This is a genomic window from Paenibacillus sp. BK720 (genome assembly GCF_011761545.1).
Taxonomy (GTDB): domain Bacteria; phylum Bacillota; class Bacilli; order Paenibacillales; family Paenibacillaceae; genus Pristimantibacillus.
This window is the reverse complement of the sequence record NZ_JAASRQ010000004.1, coordinates 97,886-124,871: the sequence shown is the minus strand read 5'-3', so window position 1 is coordinate 124,871 and position 26,986 is coordinate 97,886. Positions and strand designations below refer to the sequence as shown.

Annotated in this window: 26 protein-coding genes and 1 other annotated feature; all 26 genes read left to right on the top strand. The window is 52.4% G+C overall.

Translation table 11 applies throughout. The features are described from left to right. The first annotated feature begins 153 nt into the window (after positions 1–153). The gene (locus FHT67_RS16195) at positions 154–2,805 is read left to right on the top strand and encodes a valine--tRNA ligase (protein ID WP_167199867.1); all 2,652 of its coding nucleotides are present in this window, start codon (positions 154–156) and stop codon (positions 2,803–2,805) included. Positions 2,806–2,832: 27 nt separating this feature from the next. Further along, positions 2,833–4,209 (top strand): bifunctional folylpolyglutamate synthase/dihydrofolate synthase, encoded by a 1,377-nt coding sequence (locus FHT67_RS16190; RefSeq protein WP_132307315.1) that lies wholly within the window; start codon positions 2,833–2,835, stop codon positions 4,207–4,209. A 7-nt stretch (positions 4,210–4,216) separates the two neighbouring features. Continuing rightward, a complete protein-coding gene (gene murC, locus FHT67_RS16185; RefSeq protein ID WP_132307313.1) occupies positions 4,217–5,605 on the top strand; it encodes a UDP-N-acetylmuramate--L-alanine ligase in 1,389 nt (462 codons plus the stop codon). Between the two features lie 160 nt (positions 5,606–5,765). Further along, positions 5,766–7,232: a hypothetical protein gene (locus FHT67_RS16180; protein ID WP_167199864.1), complete on the top strand. Its 1,467-nt coding sequence runs from the start codon at positions 5,766–5,768 to the stop codon at positions 7,230–7,232. Between the two features lie 62 nt (positions 7,233–7,294). Beyond that, positions 7,295–7,537, top strand: coding sequence for a DUF4321 domain-containing protein (locus FHT67_RS16175; protein ID WP_132307310.1), 243 nt, complete (start codon positions 7,295–7,297; stop codon positions 7,535–7,537). A 40-nt stretch (positions 7,538–7,577) separates the two neighbouring features. Next, positions 7,578–8,204 (top strand): Maf family protein, encoded by a 627-nt coding sequence (locus FHT67_RS16170; RefSeq protein ID WP_132307308.1) that lies wholly within the window; start codon positions 7,578–7,580, stop codon positions 8,202–8,204. A gap of 202 nt (positions 8,205–8,406) precedes the next feature. After that, positions 8,407–9,093, top strand: coding sequence for a RadC family protein (gene radC, locus FHT67_RS16165; protein ID WP_167199861.1), 687 nt, complete (start codon positions 8,407–8,409; stop codon positions 9,091–9,093). Between the two features lie 41 nt (positions 9,094–9,134). Continuing rightward, on the top strand, positions 9,135–10,163 hold the full coding sequence (locus tag FHT67_RS16160) for a rod shape-determining protein (RefSeq protein WP_132307305.1): 1,029 nt from the start codon (positions 9,135–9,137) through the stop codon (positions 10,161–10,163). A 77-nt stretch (positions 10,164–10,240) separates the two neighbouring features. Further along, on the top strand, positions 10,241–11,077 hold the full coding sequence (mreC, locus tag FHT67_RS16155; RefSeq protein ID WP_132307303.1) for a rod shape-determining protein MreC: 837 nt from the start codon (positions 10,241–10,243) through the stop codon (positions 11,075–11,077). A 1-nt stretch (position 11,078) separates the two neighbouring features. Beyond that, a complete protein-coding gene (mreD, locus tag FHT67_RS16150) occupies positions 11,079–11,612 on the top strand; it encodes a rod shape-determining protein MreD (protein ID WP_132307301.1) in 534 nt (177 codons plus the stop codon). A gap of 66 nt (positions 11,613–11,678) precedes the next feature. Then, on the top strand, positions 11,679–12,335 hold the full coding sequence (gene minC / locus FHT67_RS16145; protein ID WP_207918141.1) for a septum site-determining protein MinC: 657 nt from the start codon (positions 11,679–11,681) through the stop codon (positions 12,333–12,335). A 13-nt stretch (positions 12,336–12,348) separates the two neighbouring features. After that, the gene (gene minD / locus FHT67_RS16140; protein WP_132307299.1) at positions 12,349–13,140 is read left to right on the top strand and encodes a septum site-determining protein MinD; all 792 of its coding nucleotides are present in this window, start codon (positions 12,349–12,351) and stop codon (positions 13,138–13,140) included. 7 nt (positions 13,141–13,147) lie between these two features. Beyond that, positions 13,148–14,296 (top strand): FtsW/RodA/SpoVE family cell cycle protein, encoded by a 1,149-nt coding sequence (locus tag FHT67_RS16135; protein ID WP_132307297.1) that lies wholly within the window; start codon positions 13,148–13,150, stop codon positions 14,294–14,296. A gap of 539 nt (positions 14,297–14,835) precedes the next feature. Then, positions 14,836–15,822, top strand: coding sequence for a M23 family metallopeptidase (locus FHT67_RS16130; protein WP_167199858.1), 987 nt, complete (start codon positions 14,836–14,838; stop codon positions 15,820–15,822). Continuing rightward, the gene (locus FHT67_RS16125) at positions 15,815–16,696 is read left to right on the top strand and encodes a M50 family metallopeptidase (RefSeq protein WP_132307291.1); all 882 of its coding nucleotides are present in this window, start codon (positions 15,815–15,817) and stop codon (positions 16,694–16,696) included. The genes FHT67_RS16130 and FHT67_RS16125 overlap by 8 nt, the downstream gene beginning before the upstream one ends. 84 nt (positions 16,697–16,780) lie before the next feature. Next, on the top strand, positions 16,781–18,031 hold the full coding sequence (locus tag FHT67_RS16120; protein WP_243867259.1) for an Rne/Rng family ribonuclease: 1,251 nt from the start codon (positions 16,781–16,783) through the stop codon (positions 18,029–18,031). Positions 18,032–18,098: 67 nt separating this feature from the next. Next, positions 18,099–18,182, top strand: a sequence feature (ribosomal protein L21 leader region). Positions 18,183–18,195: 13 nt separating this feature from the next. After that, positions 18,196–18,507 (top strand): 50S ribosomal protein L21, encoded by a 312-nt coding sequence (gene rplU, locus FHT67_RS16115; protein ID WP_015845974.1) that lies wholly within the window; start codon positions 18,196–18,198, stop codon positions 18,505–18,507. Positions 18,508–18,519: 12 nt separating this feature from the next. Continuing rightward, positions 18,520–18,855, top strand: coding sequence for a ribosomal-processing cysteine protease Prp (locus tag FHT67_RS16110; RefSeq protein ID WP_132307289.1), 336 nt, complete (start codon positions 18,520–18,522; stop codon positions 18,853–18,855). A 17-nt stretch (positions 18,856–18,872) separates the two neighbouring features. Continuing rightward, a complete protein-coding gene (gene rpmA / locus FHT67_RS16105; RefSeq protein WP_015845972.1) occupies positions 18,873–19,184 on the top strand; it encodes a 50S ribosomal protein L27 in 312 nt (103 codons plus the stop codon). 126 nt (positions 19,185–19,310) lie between these two features. After that, positions 19,311–20,048 (top strand): Spo0B domain-containing protein, encoded by a 738-nt coding sequence (locus tag FHT67_RS16100; RefSeq protein ID WP_167199855.1) that lies wholly within the window; start codon positions 19,311–19,313, stop codon positions 20,046–20,048. A 13-nt stretch (positions 20,049–20,061) separates the two neighbouring features. Next, complete coding sequence (obgE, locus tag FHT67_RS16095; RefSeq protein ID WP_132307285.1) at positions 20,062–21,381, top strand: GTPase ObgE; 1,320 nt, start codon at positions 20,062–20,064, stop codon at positions 21,379–21,381. 145 nt (positions 21,382–21,526) lie between these two features. Next, positions 21,527–21,964 (top strand): ACT domain-containing protein, encoded by a 438-nt coding sequence (locus FHT67_RS16090; RefSeq protein ID WP_132307283.1) that lies wholly within the window; start codon positions 21,527–21,529, stop codon positions 21,962–21,964. 18 nt (positions 21,965–21,982) lie between these two features. After that, positions 21,983–23,269, top strand: coding sequence for a homoserine dehydrogenase (locus FHT67_RS16085; RefSeq protein ID WP_132307281.1), 1,287 nt, complete (start codon positions 21,983–21,985; stop codon positions 23,267–23,269). Between the two features lie 61 nt (positions 23,270–23,330). Further along, the gene (thrB, locus tag FHT67_RS16080) at positions 23,331–24,305 is read left to right on the top strand and encodes a homoserine kinase (RefSeq protein WP_132307279.1); all 975 of its coding nucleotides are present in this window, start codon (positions 23,331–23,333) and stop codon (positions 24,303–24,305) included. Continuing rightward, complete coding sequence (gene pheA / locus FHT67_RS16075; protein WP_132307277.1) at positions 24,302–25,174, top strand: prephenate dehydratase; 873 nt, start codon at positions 24,302–24,304, stop codon at positions 25,172–25,174. The genes thrB and pheA overlap by 4 nt, the downstream gene beginning before the upstream one ends. A 157-nt stretch (positions 25,175–25,331) precedes the next feature. Continuing rightward, positions 25,332–26,986: LysM peptidoglycan-binding domain-containing protein (locus FHT67_RS30035; RefSeq protein WP_243711654.1), on the top strand; the 1,655-nt coding region annotated here is incomplete at its 3' end.

Here is a 26,986-nt window from a genome sequence, read left to right as displayed (position 1 = left end):
TTTGTATTTCTATCCATGCAATGACAAGAATGGTAATGCTTACGAAATGAAATTTTATTCACAATTTTTAGAGCAAATGCTTGCGAAGCATGAATTACCACAGTGGTTAATGGTTTACCTTGGTAAGGCAATTCATTTTAGGAGGATGTAAAGATGTCAGACAAGACAACGATGCCGACGACTTATGATCCGAAGGCAGCCGAGCAGAAATGGTACGATTTCTGGCAGCAGGGGCAATTTTTCAAGGCGGGCCAACGCCCGGACGCAAAGCCTTTTACGATCGTAATCCCGCCGCCAAACGTTACGGGGATGCTTCATATCGGGCATGCGCTAGATTTCACCCTTCAAGATATTATTATCCGCACCAAACGGATGCAGGGCTTTGACACGCTGTGGCTGCCTGGCACGGACCATGCGGGTATTGCGACTCAAACCAAGGTGGAGCAGAAGCTGCGCGAGCAGGGGCTGAGCCGTTACGACCTTGGCCGCGAGAAGTTCCTGGAGCAGGTATGGGACTGGAAAGAGCTTTATGCGGGCACCATTCGCGAGCAATGGGGCAAAATGGGACTGTCTCTAGACTATTCCCGCGAACGTTTTACATTGGATGAAGGTTTGTCCAAGGCGGTTCGCGAGGTATTCGTCCGTTTGCACGAGAAGGGTCTTATCTACCGCGGCAAAAAGATTATTAACTGGGACCCGGCTGCGCGTACGGCCTTGTCCGATATTGAAGTAGAGTACAAAGAGCTGAACGGCCACCTGTACCATCTCCAGTATCCGCTTAAGAACGGCAGCGGGCATATTACCGTTGCGACAACGCGTCCGGAAACGATGCTTGGCGATACGGCCGTAGCGGTTCATCCGGAAGACGAGCGTTACAAGCATCTGATTGGCCAAATGCTCGTACTGCCGGTTGTTGGCCGCGAAATTCCGATTATTGCCGACGAATACGTGGAGAAGGACTTCGGTTCCGGCGCGGTGAAAATTACGCCGGCGCATGATCCGAATGACTTCGAGGTTGGCTTGCGCCATGACCTTCCGCAAATCATCGTCATGGACGAGACAGGCACCATGAACGAGCACGCGGGTCCTTATCAAGGCCTCGACCGTGCGGACTGCCGCAAGAAGCTGGTGAAGGACCTGCAGGAGCAAGGCGTTTGCATCCGCATCGAGGACCACGTGCACCAAGTCGGCCACAGCGAGCGCAGCGGCGCGGTTGTTGAGCCGTATTTGTCGACGCAATGGTTCGTCGCGATGAAGCCGCTGGCTGAACGCGCGATCGAAGCGCAAAAATCCGGCAAAGGCGTTAACTTTGTGCCGGACCGCTTCGAAAAAATTTATTTGAACTGGATCGAGAATGTACGCGACTGGTGTATCTCCCGTCAGCTGTGGTGGGGCCACCGGATTCCGGCATGGTACTGCGAAGCCTGCGGCGAGATGCATGTTGCCCGCGAGGACGTAACTGCCTGCCCGGCCTGCGGAAGCACATCGCTCCGTCAGGATGAAGACGTTCTGGATACCTGGTTCAGTTCCGGGCTCTGGCCGTTCTCCACGCTAGGCTGGCCGGAAGAAACGGAAGACTTCAAACGTTACTACCCGACGGATGTTCTTGTAACGGGCTATGACATCGTTTATTTCTGGGTTGCGCGCATGATCTTTACAGCGCTTGAGTTTACGGATCAAATTCCGTTCAAGGACGTGCTGATGCATGGTCTCGTCCGCGACGCGGAAGGCCGCAAAATGTCCAAATCGCTTGGCAACGGCGTTGACCCGCTTGACGTAATCGAGAATTACGGAGCCGATGCGATGCGTTACATGATCTCGACAGGCAGCACGCCGGGACAGGATTTGCGCTTCCGGATCGAGAAGGTCGAGCAGGCCCGCAACTTTGCAAACAAAATTTGGAACGCCTCCCGTTTCGCCCTGATGAACCTTGAAGGCTTTACGGCTTCCGATATCGATATCAAGAGTAATCTCGGTACGGCTGAGCGCTGGATCCTTCATCGTCTGAACGAAACGGTGCGCGAGGCTACCCGTCTGATCGACAGCTACGAGTTTGGAGAAACCGGCCGCATTTTGTACAACTTCATTTGGGATGATCTGTGCGACTGGTATATCGAATTTGCGAAGCTTAATCTGTACGGCACCGACGAGCAGGCCAAGCAAGCTACGCAGTCGGTTCTGGCTTACGTACTTGACCGTACGCAGCGCTTGATTCATCCGTTTATGCCTTATATCAGCGAAGAGATCTGGCAGCATCTGCCGCATGAAGGCGAGTCGATTACCGTAGCCGCTTGGCCGGTATACGACGAGGCTCTTGAAGCGCCGGAAGCGGTCAAAGAGATGGAGCTTCTCATGGACATTATCCGTGCGGTTCGCAACGTTCGCGCGGAAGTAAATGTTCCGATGAGCAAGAAGGTTGAGCTGATGATCAAGCCTTCCGGCGAAGCGGAGGCGGCGATAGTCAGCCGCAACGAAGAATTTATCAGACGTTTCTGCGGCACTTCGTCGTTTGAGACCGGCCTTGGCCTGGCGGCTCCGGACAAAGCCATGACGGCTATCGTAACCGGCGCCGAGCTTTACCTGCCGCTTGCGGGCCTGATCGATATTTCGCAGGAGATCGCCCGTCTTGAGAAAGAGCTTGCTACGCTCAACTCCGAGGTAGAGCGCGTAGAGAAGAAGCTTGGTAACGAAGGTTTTGTTGCGAAGGCCCCGGCTAAAGTCATTGAAGAAGAACGCGCCAAAATGGCAGACTACGCAGGCAAACGCGATAAGGTTCTTGCGCGTATCGAAGAGCTGCGCAGCTAATGATCTGATGGAAGAAGGACGTTTACGATGATCGAAAACGGAACAGAAACGGAACGAAGCGGCATGCTTCGTTCCTATAAGGAAGCGGTCGACTGGATCAACGGGCTTATTCCGTTCGGAATCCGCCCGGGTCTCGACCGTATCGAGCAGCTGCTGGAGAGACTGAATAACCCTCACCGCAGGCTCAAATTTATTCATATTGCGGGAACGAACGGCAAAGGTTCAACCTGCGCGTACTTAACGAGCGTATTAATGAAATGCGGTTATGATGTAGGGACGTTTACATCGCCTTATATTACGAAGTTCACAAACCGGTTCCAATATAACGGTCAGGATATCGACGAAGAGACTCTTCTTCGTTTGTCCAACGTGCTTAAGCCGCATGTAGAGGAATTGGCAGAAACGGAATTCGGCTCGCCTACGATGTTCGAGGTATCCACGGCTCTTGCAATCCTGTTCTATGCGACCGTTACTTATCCGGATTATGTCGTTTGGGAAACAGGGCTCGGCGGAAGAATGGACGTTACGAATATCGTTACTCCTGTCATCTCCGTCATTACGAATGTCGGCCATGATCATATGGACCGGCTTGGCAACACGCTGGAGGCCGTTGCCTCCGAGAAAGCCGGCATTATTAAAGCGGGCGTTCCGGTAGTTAGCGCAGTGGATCAGCCCGAAGTCGTTGAGGTTGTGAAGCGGACGGCAGCAGAGAAGAAAAGCACGCTGTACCTGTTAGGCGAGCAGTTTAACGTCAAGGAGCTGTCGAGCGAAGAAGATGAGCAAACCTTCCGTTTCGAAGGCATGTTCCGTTCCATTGACCCGCTCGCGATTACGCTTAACGGCGCGCATCAACGCACGAATGCCGCGGTTGCGGTCATGACGCTTGAAGTGCTCCGTCAATATTATGCCTTGATCGTAGAAGACGACGCGCTCGCGGACGGTCTGCGCGAGGCGAAATGGCCGGGACGGCTCGAGATGGTATCCCGTTCGCCCCGCATTCTGATTGACGGCGCGCATAATCCGGAGGGGGCCGAATCGCTTGTGCAGGCGCTTCGCTCGACTTACAGGTACGATCGTCTTCATGTCATGATGGCGATGGTAGAGAATAAGAATCATCGGGATGTTCTAAAGCATATACTACCAATAGTGGATACGCTTATCGTGACCGAGCCTGATTTCCGCAGCAAGCTGGATGCGGAACTTCTCGCCGATCTAGTCCGCGATGTGAAGCCTGCGGAGTCTTCTTTTGAGCTTATCGTGGAGAAGGATTGGCGCGAGGGCCTCCGCAAATTGCAACAATTGACCGGGGAAACAGACCTTGGGGTTGTGACTGGTACGCTTTATTTGATAGGTGACGTTCGCTCCCGCATATTGTACAACTCGGATTCTGAAAAAGGTTGGTGAACCGTCTTTGAATACGGCAGAACATGTTCATTTCATCGGAATCGGCGGTTACGGCATGAGCGCAATCGCCCGCGTTATGCTAGAAATGGGTTATAAAATTACCGGTTCCGATGTAGCTCGTCAGGAATTGACGGAGAAGCTTGCGGCGAAAGGCGCGCAAATTTATATCGGCCATGAGGCGGAGCATGTCAAGGGAGCCGATCTTGTCGTTTATTCGACAGCGCTCTCGAAAGACAATGTGGAACGGAAGGCAGCGGAGGAGCTGAATATTCCGGTGCTGCACCGCGCGCAGATGCTTGCGCGGCTCATGAATGCCGGCAAGGGCGTTGCCGTAGCCGGGGCGCATGGGAAGACGACTACTTCCTCCATGATCGCACTCGTTATGGAAAAATGCGATGCCGATCCAACTTATATTATCGGCGGCGAGATTGTCAATGTGGGAACGAACGCAAAGGCCGGCAAAGGCGAATACGTCGTTGCGGAAGCGGATGAAAGCGACGGTTCATTCTTGCAGTATCATCCAAGCATCGCGATTGTCACGAACATTGAGCCCGACCATCTGGAGAACTATGACGGTGATTTCGGCAAGCTGAAAGCAGCTTACGTCACATTCCTGTCCCAGGTGAAGACGGACGGCAGGGCGATTGTATGCGCGGACGACGAGACGATCACCGAGCTGCTTCCGAAGCTTGATGCGGACACGGCCGCGAAGCTGATCACTTACGGTATCGACAGCGATGCCGAGTATAAAGCGGAAAACATCCGTCTCGGCGACCGCAAGGTATCGTTTGAAATGACGCATCGCGGGACGACGCTGGGCACAATCGAATTGTCCGTACCGGGCCGCCATAACGTGTATAACGCGATGGCAACGGTTATTACCTGCCTTGAAGCGGGATTGTCGTTTGACAACATAGCGGAAGCCATTCACGAATTTATCGGCGCAAAACGCCGTTTCCAGGTGCTTGGCGAAGTGAATGACATTCTCGTTATTGACGACTACGCGCATCATCCTACGGAGATTCAGGCAACGATAAGCGCAGCAAAAGCAACGGGCAAGCGGATTATTGCGGTATTCCAGCCTCAGCGCTACACGCGCACCTTCTTCCTGCTGGAGCAGTTCAGCCGGGCATTCCCGGAGGCGGATGAGGTTATTATTACCGATATCTATTCGCCGGCGGGCGAACAGCAAATTGAAGGGGTGCATTCCAAGAAGCTGGTTGAGATGATCAAGACGAACAGCAATGCCAACACGTTTTATATCCCGACAAAAGAAGAGGTGCTGGAGCATTTGACCGCTAAGGTTGTTCCGGGCGATCTCGTTATTACGATGGGTGCGGGCGACATTTGGAAAACGGCGGATGCGCTTGCGAAGACGCTGAAAGCAAAAGCATAAACCGTAAATCATATATCATGAATGGCGAAGAACGCTCTGAAAGCCTCTATCGAGGTTTTTTAGAGCGTTTTTTTACATGAGTGGATCCGGCAAATCTATCATAATTCTCTATCGAATCTCATAGAGTAGCATTAGAAGAACGGGACAAGGAGAGAATGTCATGAACAAGAATAACCGGATCACTTACCGATTTGACCGTACCGGCCAGAGCATTGAAGATAACGGCCGCAAGGAAATCAGCGCTAAGCCTCAGCCAGCCCCGGAACGGGAACAGGGCAAGCCTTCGAATATTGTACCTCTCTATGCCAAATCTGAATACGAGACCGCGGAAAGCCCGTTTAGTCCCTGGATGAGTCCGTTTCAGGAGGATGTCGGCGCGCTTGAGGATCTGATTCGCGAGACGGAGCCAATTCCAGCTCCGGCAGCGGATAAGAAGCCGGCAGCTCCCGCGGTCGCGCCGGTTCAGGACACGGCAGTTCCCGGTTCGAGGCCGGAGACGGGACTGTCAGTCAAGCAGCCGCCGCGTCCGGCGCAGTGGCACCCCCGCCAAAAGGTACAGCCTTCCCCGGCATTGCCGGGCTCAATGCCTCGCTCCGAGTCAAAGCCGGTGCAGCCCGAGCTGCATGACGTGCTTGCGCAGACGGAGTCCGATGCTTGGGGCGAGCTTGAGCATTATCCGGAGCTGGAAGCGGATCTGAACAACAATGGCCGGAAGGCAAATCGCTGGTCGGGTCCCGTTCACCATTATTCCGCGCCTCCATCCTGGATCAAAGTATTTCTATCGGTAGCCGGAGCGCTGGCAACGGGCGCGTTGTTCGGCTATTTGCTGCTCTCCTTGTTTACGAATACGCCGGATCAGTCCGATTCCGGCAATAAGCTGGCCAATCCCGTGAATGGCTCCGTAACCAATCCAAGCTCGACGCAAAACGGGGATAAACCAAACGCAAACGGCGGGACGTCCAGTCCGGCGGCTAATCAGACAGCCGCAGGCCGCGTGAAGCTGGACATTCCGCTTCAATCGTATCAGCTGCTCCAATACGGCGTATTCAGCAATACGGAAGGCAGAGACGCTGCCATTAAGGAGTTGACGGACAAAGGGCTGGCTGCAGCAGGACTTCAAACAGCCAACGACTACCGGGTATACGCAGGAATGGCGATAGACCGGGGACGCGCGCTTGCCCTCAGCAATGATCTTGGCGAGGATGTTCCCGTCTATATCAAGCAGATCGACGTTCAAGTGCCCGAGCAGTTCCCTTTTGCGGGAGATGCCAAAGCGGCAGCGGCGTTCATGACCAACACGATCGGCCTGATCAGCATGCTCGATGAGCTCGCCTTAACGCAGCTGGAGCAGCCAAGCTTGTCGCCGCTTAGCTCCGCTGCTGCCGAATCCTGGAAGGCAGAGCATCAGAAGTGGACGGAAAGCGTGAAAGCGATGCAGGCGGGCGTAAAAGACGAGTCCGGAAAAGCATTTCTCATAAAATTAATTCAATCTATGAATACGGCGGCCAAATCGCTGGAGGAGTACGATAAAAAGCCGTCGCAATCGCATTTGTGGGCTGTCCAGGACGCGCTTATGGACGCGGTCGTGACGCAAAAGCAGTGGTATGATTCGATCAACGCATTGTAAACGAAATCGAACCTAAGTATAATAGGGAACAGGTGTCAATAAATGGCGAGAGGCGTTGAATAATGAAGAAAAACGGCTGGATTTTATTGCTTTTCCTCGTGCTGGGCTTACTGGCCGGCGCACTCGTTGCGCGATGGCTGGAGCCGGTATCCGGAATCTCTTTTTTGACCAAAACGATTGATACAACCTGGTCTCCTGCCGTTGATCTGTATGTGCTCAGCCTGGATCTGAATGTACATGTTCAAATCAGTTTATTCAGTATTATTGGCGCTCTAGCCGCTATTTGGTTATATCGTAAATTGTAAACCGGCTAATCTGCCGGAAATGAAGGAGCAAGTGGAACTTTTGAGCAAGTATGAATCGACTAAACCGATCAGCCAGCTCGTGCTGGCATCGTCGTCACCGCGCCGGAAGGAACTGGTCGCATCGCTGGGCCTTTCCTTGCCGGTTTATATTTTGTCTTCGGATGCGGATGAATCGGTTCCTTCCGATTGGGCGCCTGCGCGTATTGTCGAGCAGCTTGCTCTCCGCAAAGCGCATGCGACGGCAGCCATTCTGAAGGATCGCGGGGAAGAGAAGCATTCTCTGGTGGTTGGTGCGGACACGATTGTTGTTGTAGACGGCCGGGTGCTTGGCAAGCCGAAGGACCGTGAGGACGCATTGTCCATGCTCCGAAGCCTTCAGGGTCGCGAGCATGAAGTTTATACGGGAGTAGCTTGCGTGGTTGCAGAGAACGGTGCCGAGACCTCCGCGCATCGGATGACGAAGGTTTATATGAAGCCGATGGAAGATGAAGTGCTGAAGCGGTATATCGCAACGGGCGAACCCGATGACAAAGCGGGTGCTTACGGAATACAGGGGCTTGGAGCAACGCTGGTCGACAGGATTGACGGCTGTTATTTTAACGTCGTTGGCCTGCCGGTATCCCTGTTGTCGGACATGCTTGCTCATTACGAAATTCAGGTTTTCTAACCCAATCAGAAATTAAAAGTTTTGGAACTCGAAAACTAGCTTTCTGATTGGCGATAAAAAACGCCACTGAATCGCGGCCTTTCATCTTCAAAGTACATCGATAGAAGTTTTTCTCATTAACCTTTCATGAAGTGACCTTGATTTGGACATAACACCAAGTAATGCCATATCATTATAGCTGGAAGAAGAGGCAGGGACGGACATGGAGCAAGGCAATCTGTTACGAAATGTCCCCCATGAAGAGCGACCAAGAGAACGCATGATGCAATATGGGGCCGAAGCGCTTAGCCATACCGAATTGCTTGCCATTCTGCTGCGTACGGGTACGAAGCGGGAATCGGCCGTTCATCTGGCTGGTAAAATATTGAGGGAATGCGGAAGCTTGCGAAATTTGCTTGATATGAGCATGAGCGAGCTGACGGCAATAAAAGGGATCGGACCGGCAAAAGCGGTCCAGCTGCGGGCCGGAATCGAGCTTGGACGCCGTATCGTACGGAGCGGACAAGGCGAGATTGTGACGGTACGTAAACCGCAGGATGCTGCGAACTATGTGATGGAAGAGATGCGCTACTTGAAAAAGGAGCACTTCGTCTGCCTGTTTCTAAATACGAAGAACCATATTATTGCCCGGGAAACGTTATCGGTCGGTACGCTTAACGCGTCGCTCGTTCATCCAAGGGAAGTTTTTCGAGCGGCCGTAAAAGCCGGCAGTGCTTCGATTATTTGCGTACACAATCATCCGAGCGGAGACCCTATGCCAAGCCCGGAAGACATCACGTTAACGAAGCGCCTTGTGGAGGCCGGTGAACTAATGGGGATTGAAGTGCTGGACCATTTGGTCATCGGGGATGGAAGGTTTATCAGTTTGAAGGAACATGGCTACATGTAATATAATAAGAAGGATTGTCGCAATTAGAAGGGAGCATTAACATGTTTGGTGGTTTTTCGAAAGATTTGGGAATTGATTTGGGTACTGCAAACACGCTCGTATTTGTAAAAGGAAAAGGTATTGTTGTAAGAGAGCCCTCTGTTGTAGCTCTTCGCACTGACACAAAAACGATTGAAGCGGTTGGCGAGCAAGCGAAAAAAATGATCGGCAGAACACCTGGCAACATCCGCGCCGTTCGTCCGATGAAAGACGGCGTTATCGCCGATTTCGAAACAACCGCAACAATGATCAAATATTTCATTCGTTCCGCGCAAAAACAAAAATCGCTGTTTCCTAAGCATCCTAACGTGATGGTATGCGTACCGTCCGGTATTACCGCGGTTGAGAAACGCGCCGTTGAAGATGCGGCCAAGCAAGCAGGCGCTCGCGAAGCGTATACGATCGAGGAACCGTTTGCTGCCGCAATCGGCGCTGATCTTCCGGTTTGGGAGCCGACAGGCAGCATGGTTGTCGATATCGGCGGCGGCACGACGGAAGTTGCCGTTATTTCGCTTGGCGGTATCGTGACAAGCCGTTCGATCCGCGTCGCGGGCGACGAGATGGACGAAGCGATTATTCAATATATCAAACGTTTCTATAATCTTATGATTGGCGAAAGAACAGCCGAGCAGCTGAAGATGGAGATTGGCACCGCACTTCCGTTCGATGTTTCCGAATCGATCGAAATCCGCGGCCGCGACCTTGTAACGGGTCTGCCGAAAACATTGCCGATTACGTCGGAAGAGATTACGGAAGCTCTTACGGACACCGTAAACTCGATTGTGGATGCGGTGAAAATTACGCTGGAAAAATGCCCGCCTGAACTGTCTGCCGACATTATGGACCGCGGTATTGTGCTGACTGGCGGCGGGGCGCTGCTTCGCAATCTGGACAAGCTGCTGGCGCGCGAGACGGGTATGCCTGTTATTGTGGCGGATAATCCGCTTGATTGCGTAGCTATTGGTACAGGCCGTTCGCTTGACCACATTCACTTGTTCAAAAAAGGCGGATCTTCCCGCTCGAAACGATAAGAGAACCAGAGCGGTTAGGATATGGAACGGGCAGGTGATTAAAACTGTTTAAGCTGCTAAGAAATAAGCGGTTGTTTATGCTTATGATCGGATTAATCCTGTTCATTGCGGTTATCGGTTTCTCACTAAGCGACCGCAAGGAGCTAACCTATCCCGAGAAGTTTCTCGGCGATTCTGTTGGATTCGCTCAGCAATGGTTCTACAAGCCCGCTGGATTAGTAGCGGGCTTCTTTGAGGACATTCGCGAACTCAAGACGCTGCATGAGGAGAACGAACAGCTGAAGCTGACGGCTGCTGCTTATGCGCGGGACAAGATTAATTACAATTTTGTCCAGAAGGAGAACGAGCGGCTGCAGGAAGAGCTTCATTTCACGGAACGTCAGAAGAATATGTACAAATACAATTATTTGATAGCCCAAGTTATTGCAATTGATAACGATCCTTACAATCATACGATGGTTATTAACCTAGGCTCCAAGAACGGAATCAAGCCTAATATGGCCGTAACGACAATAGACGGTCTAGTTGGACTTGTCAGCAATGTCCGTCCTTACACAGCTACAGTAACTCCTATCACGGAACTGGATGACACTTCGCCAACGTCTAACGCCATCGCGGCAACGGTTCTCGGCAGAGAAGACTCCTCATTTGGCATCGTCGGCAGCTATGATAAAGAGACAGATCGCTTGATCATGACTAAAATTGCCGAGAACGACAAAATGATCGTTGACGATACGGTTATTACTTCCGGACTTGGCAATGTGTATCCCCGTGGTCTCGTGATTGGTACGGTAGAAACAAGACAGGTCGGAGATTTTGGCCTTACCCATACCGCTACGATTAAAATGGCAGCCAAATTCGATCATCTGACCGAAGTTTTCGTCGTTCAGCCGACGGAATCGGGAGATGAATAGGATGGGCGACAAAGGCATCAACCGGCTTATTCTTGTCATGCTGCTCTTGTTTATCATAGAGGGCTCCATCATGCCTTGGCTTATTCCGATTGAGCTGACCGGAAGAATCGTTCCTCACTTTATGTTCGTGTTTGTTGTTTTCGCAGCATTATACAGCGGGCGACACCGGGCTTTGTTTTTCGGAATAAGCTTCGGCTTTCTGCAGGATATCGTCTATTTCGGACATTTAATGGGGGTTAACGCCTTTTCCATGGGGCTTATCGGATACTATACCGGCGTACTGCTGGAGCGCCGCCGCAGCACGCTGCTCACGGCTTTGTCCGTGGTTGGACTCGGCTCTATTCTGTATGACACGATTGTGTATTTCGTAAATATGGTCTTCCGGATTACGAAGGAAACGTATGCCTGGGCGCTAATGGATCATATTTTGCCAAGCCTGTTTCTTCAAATGGTCTTTGCGCTGGCGGTTTACGTACCGGCTAGGCGTCTTTTCGAAAGCCATTTGAAGCTGAATCCGGATTCGGACGAAGAATAAATTATAGGCAGAAAGCAGGAATTTGCACATCGCGAAAAGAATGGATTACGTTGGGGAGGGACAGACGTGACCGAGAAGCAGCATATAATGATAAAAGGTGTCAAGGAAGGTCTCGTGTTCCTTCTCGACGATAAGTGCGAATTCGCAGTTTTGCTTGACGAGCTGCAGTATAAGTTGGAGAAAACGCATCAGCAGCTGCTGACCGGCCCGCTGGTTCACGTGCATGTGAAACTTGGGACAAGGCAGCTTGGCGAGGACGATAAGGAACGGATCAAATCGGTTATTCGTTCCCAGGGCAATTTAATGGTGCAGTCGATTGAATCATCAGCCGAGATGCAGGGAGGAGCCAATGCGGGTCCCGTCGGCCCTCATGTAATAACGGGAATTGTCCGATCCGGACAAACTATCGAGCATGACGGTGACCTGCTGCTGGCCGGGGATGTTAATCCGGGCGGTACAATCCTGTGCAGCGGAGATATATACGTAATGGGCGCGCTGAGAGGTGTCGCCCATGCAGGCGTAAACGGCCGGACGGATGTCATTATCGCCGCTTCGCTTATGCGTCCAACCCAGCTTCGAATTGCCGATATCATCAGCCGTCCGCCGGAGGAATGGATGTCCGGGGATGCAGCCATGGAATTCGCTTATCTGTATGAAGGAAACATGCAGATTGACAAAATGACGCAATTATTCCGTTTACGCAATAATCCGATTAAGGTATAAGGGGTGTTCATGCATGGGAGAGGCGATTGTTGTAACATCAGGCAAAGGTGGAGTCGGAAAAACGACGACCTCGGCTAATTTAGGTACGGCACTTGCTTTGCTTGGCAAAAAGGTTTGTATGGTCGATACCGACATCGGATTGCGTAATTTGGATGTTGTAATGGGACTCGAGAATCGAATCATTTATGACCTGATTGACGTAGCAGAAGGACGCTGCCGGCTTAATCAGGCTTTAATTAAAGACAAGCGCTTTGAAGAGCTGTACATGCTGCCTGCCGCCCAAACCAAGGATAAGCAGGACGTATCGCCGGAGCAAGTCCGGGATATGGTGCTCGAGCTCAAGAAGGATTTCGATTATGTAATCATTGATTGTCCGGCGGGCATTGAGCATGGCTTCCGAAATGCGATTGCGGGCGCGGACCGCGCGATCGTTGTAACAACGCCGGAGAATGCGGCGGTACGGGATGCCGACCGCGTTATCGGATTGCTCGAGAAAGAGCAGATTGCATCCAAAATTATTATTAACCGGATTCGCCAGAACATGGTGAAGAACGGCGAAATGCTTGATATTGACGAAATTTGCCAGGTGCTTGCCGTGGATTTGCTTGGTATTGTCCCTGATGACGAGAAGGTCATTAAGGCTGCCAACTCCGGAGAACCAACGGTAATGGATCCATCTTCGCGGGCAGCGATTGCATACCGCAATATTGCGCGCCGGATCCTGGGGGATATGGTTCCGCTTATGCTGCTCGATGAGAAGGCCGGTGCCTTCAAACGCTTCCGCAAGTTTCTTGGAATAGGATGATTGCCTTGTGCTAAACAAGCTGAAAAAGATAGACTGGGGCATCGTAGCCATTCTGGTCTGCCTGATGGGCATTAGTACCGTTTTGGTTAGAAGCGCTACGCATAACAACCCGCTTTATCACAACTATGATGTGAAAACAGTCGCTTTTTATATAGCCGGTTTTTTTGTAGCTATAATGGCTACCGTATTCGATTATCGCATTTTGCTGAAAAGCTGGTACGTTTTATACGGTATCGGAGTGGCGCTGCTTATAGCGGTCTTCTTCTTTGGGGCAAACATTAACGGCGCGTCCGGTTGGTTCAAACTTCCGGGCGGCTTCTTGTTTCAGCCCGCTGAGATTATGAAGATTATTATTATTATCGGTATTGCATACATTATGGGCCGGAGGCAGGGAGATCGCTTAACCTTTATCGAGGACTTGCTCCCGATTGCGGCCTTTGCGTTTCTGCCGTTTCTGCTCGTCATGATACAGCCTGACCTTGGCAACGCGATTATTTACATCGTTATCGTCCTTGGGATGCTCTGGATCGGCAACGTCAAGTATACCCATGTGCTGATAGGCTTGACAGCGGTTGTTGCCGCGGTCGTATTGTCTATTTCCTTGTTTACGATGTTTAACTCCGAGATAGAGACTTATTTGAAGGACCATCACAAGGAGCACTGGTACAAACGGATCAATACGTTCCTGGACCCAAGCCAGGCGTCATCCGATGACAAGCATCAGTCGGAAAATGCCAAGATAGCGATCGGTTCCGGCGGACTTAGCGGCGATGGCTATTTGAAAGGCGACATGATTAACGGGAAGTTTATTCCGTACCCGTATTCCGATTCGATATTTGTCGTAATCGGGGAGGAGTTTGGCTTCCAGGGCTCGGCGATCCTGCTGCTATTGTACTTCCTATTGATATACAGGATGATCTTAATCGCCTTCCGATGTTATGATAACCGGGCGGCGTTTATCGTAATCGGGATCGCATCCATGTACGTCTTTCAAATATTCCAAAATATCGGCATGATGATCGGGCTTATGCCAATCACCGGCATTACGCTGCCGTTCATCAGCTACGGCGGTACGTCGCTGCTGCTTAACATGCTGTGTATCGGTATTTTGTTTAGCATTAACGCCCACCAAGAGAAGTACGAGCTGGCCGAGTAGGCCAGCTTTTTTGTTTTACAGGTAAATAGGCCGCGCTGCGCATCAAATGTTCTTCCGATCGCCATTGCTCGGGGATTCCTTGAACTATTCCAATCGAATTGGAATCCCCGAGCAAAAGCGACCGCTTAAAAGTTTTCTGAAAGAAAGCTGCTTCGTAAGCATAATCTTTCTACAGAATCATTTGATGCTCCGCCCTTGCCATTAACCCGCATCTCAAAAAGAGCTGAAGCCTTTAGCCCAGCTCGTAAAGAAACCGCCATGTCCGAGCAGACATAAACCTGCTCGGCTTTTTTCGGCCCTCAAGCTAAAACGGAGCAGTTGAATGATTCTGAAGAAGCGGCAGCGCTCGCCTTTGTTCACCGGATTCCAACCATTGACCAGTAAATTCAAGGAATCCGGGAACAACAGCGATCGAAGAACATTCAACTGCGCAGTTTCTGGCGCAGCATACTTGTCAGCTTGGCCACATATTCATGTAGAAAGGAAATGTGGGCTGCGCCAATGCCAGCCGGCTTGTCTTGCGAGAGGGAGGCTATTCGATGAGTAAAAAAGACGGGATTAGAGAGCGGCGTCAGGAGAAAATCAGACAGCTGCTGGAGCAGCAGGAAAAGCAGGCCAAGCTGTGGCAGCAGCAAGAGCGTATGCAGGAGCAGAAGCATCAGGTGATGCCTGCAAAAAAAAGGCCGGAAAGGGAGAAGCAGAATACTAGGTACGAAGAAGATTCCTTTTTGCCTATGCCGTATCACATGGATACGGGCGGCGGTGACGAGCTGGACCCGGAGATGCTGTGGAAAACCAATCCGCATCCATGGATGGGCTGGGAAACCGGAGACGGAAAAGGCGGCCGCCTTGGAGGCGACTTCGCTTCGATATACGAATCGAATAACGAGGGCGGGGGTCGCGGGCCCTTTTTCCGCAGCGATCTGAAATGGAAGGTCATTATTGCGGCCTTTCTGTTTGCCGGGATTTGGGGCATTTTCCACAATGAATCGCCGCTTGCGCAAAAGGGACAAACCATTGTCAAAAATGCGTTGACGGATGAAATGGACTTTACGGCTGTCGCGAATTGGTACAAGGAAACCTTTTCCGGCGCGCCATCGTTTATTCCAATATTCAACCATAATGCGAAAGAGGCGGAATCCGCTAACGGCTCAGTCGAATTGCCTGTTGTGTCTCCCCTTCCGGACGGCGCGATCGTACGCACCTTCGCCGAGCTCTTGAACGGGGTCGAGCTGGCCGGCACGTCCAAGGAAGAGGTATCGGCTATCGAGACGGGCAGAGTCCTGCTTGTTTCGGAGGCGGAGAACGGGAGCGGAGTTACGGTTGTGATCGAGCATGCGAACGGCCGCGATTCGGTGTACGGCAAGCTCGGGGCTGCAACCGTCAAGCAAAATGATTGGGTCGAAGCGGGCGACGGAATCGGGACGCTGAAAGAAACGACAAGCGAGGAGCCAAGTCTTCTTTATTTCGCGGTTCGGCAAAATAACCAATACGTCGATCCCGTGAGCGTGATTCCGATTGATTAAATGGAAAGGCATCCGCTGGTCCGTTCATCCGCTGTTTGTGCTTGTCATGATTGGCTCTGTTGTGACTGGCTATTTCGCCGAGCTTTTCACTTTATTTCTGATCGTGCTAGTCCATGAGATTGGGCATGTCGTGGTTGCGCGAAGCTTTGATTTGACGGTGAGGGAAGTCAAGCTGCTTCCCTTTGGCGGCGTTGCGGAGCTTGAGGATGCAGGCAGCATTCCGGCCAGGCAGGACGCGTTGGTCGCCATCGCAGGTCCTCTTCAAAACGTATGGATGGGACTTGCCGCCTGGGGCTGCGGCCAATTGGGCTGGTGGGATCCGGAGTGGGCTGCTTACGTGTGGCAGGCAAATTTCATGATCGGCTTATTTAATCTGTTGCCTATCTATCCACTAGACGGAGGCAAGCTGATGCAGGCTGCCTTCAGTTATGGCTTTAATTACTATTCCATGATGAAATGGACGTCCTGGATCAGCATTGGCCTTAGTACGCTGATGATTGGCTACGCGTTGTCTACCGCATTCCGGGAGGATGCCGGCATCCAGCTTAATTTGCTTATCGTCGGCCTGTTCCTGCTCATGACGAATTGGACGTATTACCGCAACATGCCGTATCTGTTTGTCCGCTTTCTGATGCACCGCGACCGGGTCGCCGTCCGTGCGATCTCCCGCGGCTCGCTGGCCCGCCCAATAATTGTAAATTTAAAGCAACCAATTATTGCCGTCGTCCGTCTATTATGGCGTGAACAGTACCATCTCTTTTATTTGATGGAACTGGAAGGCCGAGTCGTCAAGGTTGTTCCCGAGAAAGATATCATTGACCGCTATCTGACCGAGCCCGATCCGAACCGCGCTGTTATCGAGCTTTTTCGATAGAGGTAAAATAGACCACTTTTTCGCTTAGGAGCCTTGGTGTAGAATAGAGTAGATGACAAAAAGTAAGGCGGTTGATATTCGGGAATGAAGCGGATGTTAATGCACGGACACGGCGAGCTGCTGCAGACCGCCGTGCTGATGGACGGTCGGCTTATTGATTTTTTCATGGAAAAGTCGGAAAGCAGCGGATTAGTCGGTAATGTGTACAAGGGACGAGTAGTCAATGTTCTGCCAGGCATGCAGGCCGCTTTCGTAGATATTGGTCTGGGAAAAAACGCGTTTCTATACATAGATGATCTGCTGCATCCGCATTTGGAGAAACAGCCGGAGCACAAGCCCTCCATTACGGAGCTGGTAAAGCCGGGACAAGAGCTTGTTGTACAAGTCATGAAAGAACCGATGGGCAGCAAGGGCGCCCGCGTGACGACGCATTTTACGCTGCCTGGCCGTTGGCTGGTCTATATGCCAATCGCCGGTTATGTCGGAGTATCGAAGAAAATTATGGCCGAAAGCGAACGGTCGCGGATCCGGATGATCGGCGAGCGGCTGAGGCAAGGCGAAGAAGGCATCATTATGCGCACCGCGGCGGAAGGCGAATGCGAGGAATCGCTTGGCGCCGACGTTGAACATCTGCGTCAGCTGTGGACAAGCGTGCTGGAGCGTGCGGATCAGGCCAAGGCGCCTGCGGAGCTGCACCGCGAGGCGGGACTACTGCGGCGTGCGGTAAGGGACACGCTGACGGACGATATGGACGAGGTATGGCTGGACGACCCTTCCCGTTACAGCGAAGCGGTTTCCCTGCTCAAGGAAATGACTCCGCATCTTGCCGGACGGTTGAAGCTGTTCGAAACGCGGAAGGAAAAGGCTTCTTTATTCGACCGATTCGGGGTAACCGATCAGATTGAGGCGGCCTTTTCGCCCCGCATCCGACTGGAGAGCGGCGGCTCCCTCGTCTGGGATGAGACGGAGGCTTTAACCGTAATCGACGTCAATACGGCGAAATACATTGGCGCAACCGGACTTGAAGATACGGTTTTCAAGACCAACATGGAAGCGGCGGACGAGATTGCCAGACTGCTTCGGATTCGCGATATCGGCGGCATTATCGTCATTGATTTTATCGATATGGAAAACGAGTCCAACCGGGAGAAGGTAATGGCCAGACTGTCGGAATGGGCGAAGAAGGACCGGACCAAATGCACGGTGTTTGGCTGGACAAGACTTGGACTACTGGAATTGACAAGGCGGAAAGCCCGGGACAACGCCGCGCGGCAGTTAACCGAACGATGCCCGTCATGCGGCGGCACGGGGAAGAAATCTTCATTTCATTCTTAGGTAATAGTTGATTGGTTACGCATAGTGTGATAGAATGTTCTAGTATGTCTCATCCTATAACTGTGTGGACATGCATGAACCGCTCCAATCGGGTTTAAGCGCAGCAGCTTTGCGCTGCAGCCACCTGGATTAGGCGAGTCTTCGACAATAAGGAGGTGCAACACATGTTCGCAATTATCGAAACTGGCGGCAAGCAATACAAAGTTCAAGAGGGCGATGTAATCTACATCGAAAAACTGAACGTAACGGAAGGCGAAAGCGTAACGTTTGATCGCGTATTGGCAGTATCTAACGGCGAAGGTCTCGTAACTGGAACTCCAGTTGTTTCCGGCGCTACAGTTTCCGGCAAAGTCGAGAAACAAGGTAAAGGCCAAAAGATCATCGTTTACAAATACAAAGCCAAAAAGAACTACCGCCGCAAGCAAGGTCATCGTCAACCGTTCACGAAAGTAACAATCGAGAAAATCCAAGCGTAAGAGGACTTTCTAATGATTTCTGTTACAGTCGAACGTAGAGCCGCTGACAGACGGATTGTATCTTTTGCGATCTCCGGACACGCTAAATATGCAGACCGCGGCAAGGATATCATCTGTGCCGGGGTGTCGGCCGTTTCGGTCGGAACCGTCAATGCTATCGAGGCTTTGGCGACAGTGAAATTGCCTGCTGCGATGAAGAATGGCTGGCTATCGTCGGACATTCCGGAGCAGCCGGATAAGGAAGTTGACGACAAGGTGCAGCTGTTGCTCGAATCGATGGTCGTTATGCTCGGCACAATCGCAAAAACTTACGGCAAATACGTCGTAATTCATGAACAACTTCTTTAACGAAGGAGGGAAACACCATGTTGAAATTAGATCTTCAGCTTTTCGCATCGAAAAAAGGTGTAGGTTCTACTAAGAACGGTCGCGACAGCCATTCGAAACGTCTCGGCGCTAAACGCGCTGACGGTCAAGTCGTATCCGCTGGCAGCATCTTGTTCCGCCAACGCGGAACTAAGATTCATCCGGGTACTAACGTGGGCATCGGTAAAGACGATACGCTCTTCGCTTTGGTAGAAGGCGTAGTGAAGTTCGAACGTCTGGGACGCGATCGCAAAAAAGTGAGCGTGTACCCTGTTGATCTGGCTCCGGTAGCCGCAGCAGTAGAAGCTTAAATAGCACCAAGTGCCCCGGCCTGATGAACAGGCCGGGGTTTTTGTTTATCGTAGATCTTTCGGCTACCGAATTCGCATGCTATACTGGTTTAGCTAGGAAACAAGCAGAAAGTGGGAACGATCAGGATGGATCGCATTAGAATGGCGAGACAGTCGGCAGCGGCTTCCGTTGTGCTGCCAGGCGCGGCTGTACTCATTTGGCCTTCTTCGGTATGGCTGGTTGCACTTTTTCTCTTATGGACAATAGCAGCTGCGGTATTTTGGATTAGGACGGAACGCAAGGAACAGGAACAAAGGCTGGCACGGACCGTGCATATGCTGCAGACGGCCAGCGTAAAGACGCTAAATCACCACCGGCATGATTGGATGAATGATCTCCAGGTATTGTTTGGTTACATACGGATGAACAAGCTGGATAAAACCGTGGAATACGTGGAGAAAATAAGGGCTAGAATGACGGATGAGAGCCAAATCGCAAAGCTTGGCGTTCCATCGCTAGTCAGCTATATACAATCTTTCCGAACCCTCACCAATGCCATGCAACTTCAGGTGAAGCTGGAGGAAGGCATTTACTTAAACGAGATGAAAGATGAAGGCAAGCCAATAGCGGAAACCTTGATGAGCCTGATCAACGCCTACAGATTTTCGGTGAAGACAGGATACGGGGAACCGGCAGTGCTTACCTTGAAGCTCTCCCGCGAAGAGGAGATGCTGATTGCAGCTTTTTATTACGAGGGCGATTTAACCAGCGAGCAGCAGCTTGCGGATAAAATAAAACAGCAGTTGGAAGGCGCGTCTTTATTGCCCATCGATGTGGAGCATCCGCAGCGGAAATTGGTATTGCAAGCAGAATGGCGCGCTTGAACGGGGGCAAAACATGTTTGTCGATAAAGCGAAGATTTTTGTAAAAGGCGGCAACGGGGGCAACGGGATCGTATCCTACCGCCGCGAGAAATACGTACCTGAAGGCGGACCCGCAGGCGGCGACGGCGGTAATGGCGGCGACGTTATTTTCCGTGTGGACGAGGGCCTGAGAACGCTGATGGATTTCCGTTACCAGAAGCACTTCAAAGGCCCGGCAGGCGAGCGCGGCAAAGTAAAATCGATGCACGGCGCGAGCGCGGAGGACATGATCGTACGCATTCCTCCGGGAACGATTATCGTGGATGACGACACGCAGGAAATTATCGCCGACATGACGCGCCACGGTCAAGAAGTTGTCGTTGCGCGCGGCGGCCGCGGCGGCCGTGGCAATATCCGGTTCGCGACGATTAACAATCCTGCTCCGGATATTTGCGAGAACGGGGAAGAAGGGCAAGAGCGCTGGGTCACGCTGGAGCTTAAAGTCATGGCGGATGTGGGCCTTGTCGGCTTCCCGAGCGTAGGCAAATCGACGCTTCTCTCCGTTGTGTCCGGTGCCAAGCCCAAGATTGGCGCGTACCATTTCACAACGATCACGCCTAACCTGGGCGTCGTGGACGTAGGCGACGGACGCAGCTTTGTTATGGCCGATCTGCCGGGCTTGATCGAAGGGGCTCATGAAGGCGTAGGGCTTGGCCATGAATTCCTGCGGCATGTCGAACGCACAAGAGTTATTGTCCATGTCGTGGACATGGCGGGCACGGAAGGCCGCGATCCGTTCGAGGATTGGGTCAAAATTAACGAAGAGCTCGTAAAGTACAACGAGAAGCTTTCGGAGCGTCCGCAGATCATTGCGGCCAACAAGATGGATATGCCGGAGGCGGCCGACAACCTGGAGCTGTTCAAGCAGCAGCTGGACGAGGTTCGCGGCGACCGGGAATACCTGATCGTGCCGATCTCCTCGCTGACCAAGCAAGGCGTGCAGGAGCTTCTGTACAAAGCGGCCGATACGCTGGATTCGGTTCCGGAAGAGGTATCGGTTGAAGAAGTGAAGGATGTCGCGGAACGCAAAGTATTCACGTACGAGAAGCGCGAGGACGACAGCTTTACGATTCACCGCGAAGACGAAATTTTTGTGGTGCAGGGCGCAAGAATCGAGAATTATCTGAAGCGCATGAACATGAACTCGTACGACGCGATTATGCGTTTCGCGCAAATGATGCGCAAAATGGGCGTAGACGCAGCGCTTCGCCGCGAGGGCGCAAGAGACGGAGATACGGTTCAGATCGCCGACTTTACGTTCGAATTCTTCGAGGGCAGCGATTATAATGGTTAATGAAATATAGCAAAAATGCGGAAGGACGGCCAATGGCCGTCTTTTTTTGTTGAAAAGCATCGCAGTTACCTATTGCCGCATCTCTTATATTCCGATATAATGTCCATTATAGAAGAACAACTGTCTTTGTAGGGAGGACGAAATAGTGACGCACCGTTATTATGTCGTTCGTGAGGATATGCTCCCGGAGGCGATCGCGAAGACGATCCAGGTGAAAGAGATGCTTAACCGGGGCGAGGCGTCCACGGTGCATGAGGCGGTCGAGAAGGTCGGACTTAGCCGAAGCGCCTTTTATAAGTATAAAGACGGCGTCTATGCGCTTCAGGAGCTGGAAAGAGAACGGATCGTGACGATAGCGATGGATTTGGAGCATCGATCCGGTGTATTATCTAAGGTATTGGCTCTTGTGGCTGGCCTTGAAGGAAATGTGCTGACGATGAACCAGAGCATTCCGCTGCAGGGTCTTGCCAACGTCGTTATATCCGTAGATATTTCACAGCTGAATGAAGAACTGACAACGCTGATTGAAGTGATTCGCAGCCAGGAAGGCGTGCGGAAAGCTGCCGTAATCGGACAAGGTTGAATAGATGGAGGGAATTGTATGAAGCCAGTTAAGGTAGGTTTGCTTGGTCTCGGAACAGTCGGGACTGGCGTAGTGCGTATTGTGGAAGGACATCAGGAGGATTTGCAAAGCCAGGTTGGATCGCCGATCGTGATCGAGAAAATTCTCGTGCAGAATAAAAGCAAATCCCGCAGCATTTCGATCGATTCGAACAAGCTGACGGAAGATCCTTGGGAAATTATCGGCAATCCGGATATCGATGTCATCGTTGAAGTAATGGGCGGCATTGGTTCTACCAAAGAATACATTATGGAAGCACTCTCCCGCGGAAAGCATGTCGTCACGGCGAACAAGGATTTGATGGCGCTGCACGGTCCGGAGATTCTGGCCAAAGCGCAAGAGAACGGCTGCGATGTGTATTACGAAGCAAGCGTTGCAGGCGGTATTCCGATTATTCGTACACTGGTGGAAGGATTCTCATCCGACCGCATTACGAAGATTATGGGTATCGTGAACGGCACGACTAATTATATCCTGTCCAAGATGAGCCTTGAAGGCGCGTCTTACGGTGATGTATTGAAGGAAGCGCAAGAGCTTGGCTACGCCGAAGCGGACCCGACCTCCGACGTTGAGGGCCTTGATGCCGCCCGGAAAATGACGATTCTCTCCACGCTTGGCTTCCGTGCAAAGGTAGCTCTTGAAGACGTCTCCGTGCAAGGCATGTCGAAGGTTTCGAAAGAAGACATCCTGTATGCGAAGCGTCTTGGCTACGAAGTGAAGCTGCTTGGCATTGCAGAGCGCCAGGATGACCAGTTCAGCATCAGCGTTCAGCCAACGATGGTGAAGAAATCGCATCCGATCGCTTCGGTTAACGGTGTATACAACGCGGTCTACGTGTACGGCGAAGCAGTAGGCGAGACGATGTTCTACGGCCCGGGCGCAGGCGAGCTGCCAACGGCAACTTCGATCGTATCCGACCTTGTGGCGGTTGTAAAGAACTTGAAACTTGGCGTTAACGGCAAGCAAAGCGTATTGACCTACAAAGAGAAGAAGCTCAAAACCGATGAGCAGATATCATCGAAATATTTTCTGCTGCTGCATGTAGACGACCGCGCAGGCGTGCTGGCGCAGATCACGCAGATCTTCGCCGAGTATGAAGTAAGCTTGGAATCGGTGCTGCAGCAGCCTAATCCGACTAACCCGGACGCTGAAATTATCGTCATTACGCATGATGCGAATAAAGCTGCAATCCAAAAAGTGCTGCAGAAGTTTGAGTCGCTGGACGTTATTCGCAAGGTGAAGAGCGTATACCGCGTAGAAGGCTAAACAGCCGCGTCGTACTTCAGCAGGAATGATTGCAAAAGCAAATAAAGGAGCTTTATCCGTCATGAATAATCGTCGAGTAATTGTGAAAGTGCCGGCCAGTACGGCAAATCTGGGTCCCGGCTTCGATACGCTGGGCATGGCGCTTTCGCTCTATGCGTGGATCGAGATGTCAGCAGCGGAGTCTACGACTTTCAGGCTGTATGGCGATCAAATGCAAGGGATACCAACCGATAAATCGAATCTGTTGTATAAAGTGGCTCAGCTTGTATTCGAAGAAGCTGGAGTTAGCGTTCCTGAGCTGGATATTGCGATGTACAGCGATATTCCGCTCGCCAGAGGACTTGGGAGCAGCGCTTCGGCTATTGTTGGTGCGTTAGTTGCGGCAAATGCGCTGATCGGCAGTCCGCTGTCCGACCATACGCTGTTCCAGCTTGCGACGAAGCTCGAGGGACATCCGGACAATGTGGGGGCATCCTTGTTTGGCGGCATCGTTGTATCCGCCTGGGACGGCGAGCGTGCGGATTACGTGAGACTGGAGCCGCATGCAAAGCTGGAGACGCTAGTTGCGATCCCGGCATTCCAGCTGGCAACGGAAAAAGCCCGTCATGCCCTGCCTTCGCAGATCAGCATGGCCGACGCGGTCTTTAACGTCGGGCGCAGCTCGCTTCTTGTCGCGGCGCTGGCAAGCGGAGAGCTTGGCTTGATCCGTCATGCGATGCGCGACCGGCTTCACCAGCCATACCGGGCGCCCCTTATTCCCGGCATGTCGGCGATACTGGAGCAGGCCGTCGAATACGGCGCGCTTGGCGCTGCGCTTAGCGGAGCGGGTCCTACTCTCATCGCGTTCGTTGATGCCGGCAGCAAGAGCAAATCCGAGCTGGAGCAATTCCTGCTCGCGACCTTGAAGCAGGAAGGCATCGAAGCGGAAACGTTGTGGCTGAAGCCGGACGGAGAAGGTCCGGCAATTACGGTCGAGGATGCGGCAGCTCCGGCTCCGGGTCTAATGGAACGGATCAAAGGAGAAGTTGTCCGATGAAGACAATTGCGGTACTTCCGGCCGGCTCCGTATCCGATGAAGCGGTGAAGCGGTTGTTTGCCGGTGAAGAAATGAATTGGAAGCATCACCGCCTGATTGCGGACGTGTTCATGTCGACCGTAAACGGCGTAAGCGATTATAGCGTTGTTCCCATCGAGAATACGATCGAGGGCTCCGTTAATCTGCATGTGGACTGGCTGGTTCATGAGGTGGATCTGCCCATACAGGCGGAATGGGTATACCCTTCGGTTCAAAATTTGATCGGGCGCGGCTCCGAGGCTGAAAGAGAAGACGGTACGATTGATTTCAGCCGGATCAAGAAAGTAATCAGCCATCCGGTTGCGATTGCGCAATGTCTCCAATTCCTGCGGAGCGAGCTCCCGCATGCGGAGATTGAGACGGCTGGCAGCACGTCGGAGGGCGTCAAGATCGTGAAGGAAAACCCCGGCGAGGGCTGGGCGGCGATAGGCACGATGACCGCTGCCGGCAATAACGGGCTGGATGTGCTGAGTCAGGGCATCACGGATCACGACAATAACTTTACACGTTTCCTGCTGGTGGGGAGCGAGCCGTTTACGGCTCGTCAATCCGAAAGGCGGAAGACGAGTATCCTGATTACGCTGCCAGAAGACTATCCGGGCGCCTTGCATCAGGTGCTTGCCGCGTTTGCCTGGCGGAAGATCAACCTGTCAAAGATCGAATCCCGCCCGACGAAGAAAAAGCTGGGTAATTATTATTTTTATATCGATATCGACATGGCGCTGGATACGGTGCTGTTGCCTTCGGCGCTGGAAGAAATTGAAGCGATTGGATGTCAGGTGCGGATTCTTGGCAGCTATCCAAGCTTTACTTACGAGCAGCTTTTGTAATGAAATGACGAGCCATAGCGTTGCCCTTTTGGGGGCAGCGCTATTTTTTTTGCGTGAAGGTGGAGACACCTGCCTACGTTCTGCATAGGATGTAATGATTGATAGCAGGCATTCGCCGTGCCGTTATACAAAGAACGTGACAGGAGGTTTTTCGCTAGTGAAAATCCATGTTGTAAAGAAAGGCGATACATTGTATTTCATTGCCCAGAAACATAATGTATCGATTGAGGACATTTTAAAGCTGAACCCTTCCATTACGAATCCGGATCTGCTGGATGTCGGAATGAAGCTGAAGGTTCCATCGGCAAACGAGGTCGGCGGCGGAACAGGAGGACTGGACATTATGCATCAGCATGTGGTGAAACAAGGAGATACGCTCTGGAAGCTGTCGAAAGCTTGGGGAGTGCCTCTGGCAGACATGATTAAGGCGAATCCGCAGCTTAAAAACCCGAACGTGCTCCTGACGGGCGAGATTGTCAACATTCCAAAAACAGCTACTCCGACAGAAGTACAGGGTAACGGCGGCGGCGTTACCGCGCAAGGTACGGGGAACGCGCACCATCCGCTTCATCCGATGTCGCTGATGCACGGCGTACAAAATTGGGTGGGCAAGAAGCCAACCGGCCAAATGCCGGCAGCTCAGGCTCCGGTGCAAAAAACGCCGACAGCTCCAATTACGCCGGTAGCTCCGGTCGAGAAAACACCAACGGCGCCAATTGTTACTCCCGTAGCTCCCGCAGCGAAAGAACAGCCTGCAAAGAAAGCTCTGCCTATTCAAAAATCGCCGGGCAAAAAAGCGAAGCATGAGGAAGAAGCGGCAAACGTGAAGCCGAATATGAAGCCAAATATGAAGCCCGCTATGGAAGCCAACGTTCAACCCAATATGAAGCCAAACGTATCGCCAATTATGCAATCCAATCCGGAGCCTAACCTGCAGCCAAGCGCAGATTTATTCAAGCAATACGGCATCCCTGCGGTAGAGGCGGCTTCCCAGCAGCACCATCATGGCTACGGCAATATGGCGCCGATGGTATCGCCTATGCAAGTTGGCCCAGGCTACGGTTACGGTCATGGCGATTGGCCGGGATCCAATGTGAGCCCTGCAAGCGAAGGCCCATGGTGCCCTCCAGGAATGATGCCGATCGCGGCTGGCCCAGGCTACGGTTACGGCATGGGTAACGTATCGCCGGCTGTATTTGGATCCGAAAATGCTTCTCCGGTACTTGGCGCGGAAAATGTAAGCCCTGCAGCGTTTGGAAATAATGCTGCCCCTTCTGCGCTTGGCAACAATGTTGCTCCAATGAATGTAAGTCCTGAAGCGGTTAGCCCAACACAAGGCTACGGCTTTGTATCTCCGGCAAATGCCGGCCCAGAGCATGGTTACGGCTACGGCCCAACAGCGGTATCCCCAGCAGAGATGGGTCCAGGTTACGGCTGGCCGGGAGCGGTATCCCCAGCAGAGACGGGTCACGGCTACGGCTACGGCCCAACGGCGGTGTCTCCGGCAGAGATGGGACCTGGCTACGGCTACGGCCCAACGGCGGTGTCCCCGGCAGAGATGGGACCTGGCTATGGCTGGCCGGGAGCAGTGTCTCCGGCAGAGATGGGTCACGGCTATGGCTATGGCCCAACGGCGGTGTCCCCGGCAGAGATGGGACCTGGCTATGGCTGGCCGGGAGCGGTGTCTCCGGCAGAGATGGGTCACGGCTACGGCTACGGCCCAACGGCGGTGTCCCCGGCAGAGATGGGACCTGGCTATGGCTGGCCGGGAGCGGTGTCTCCGGCAGAGATGGGTCACGGCTACGGCTACGG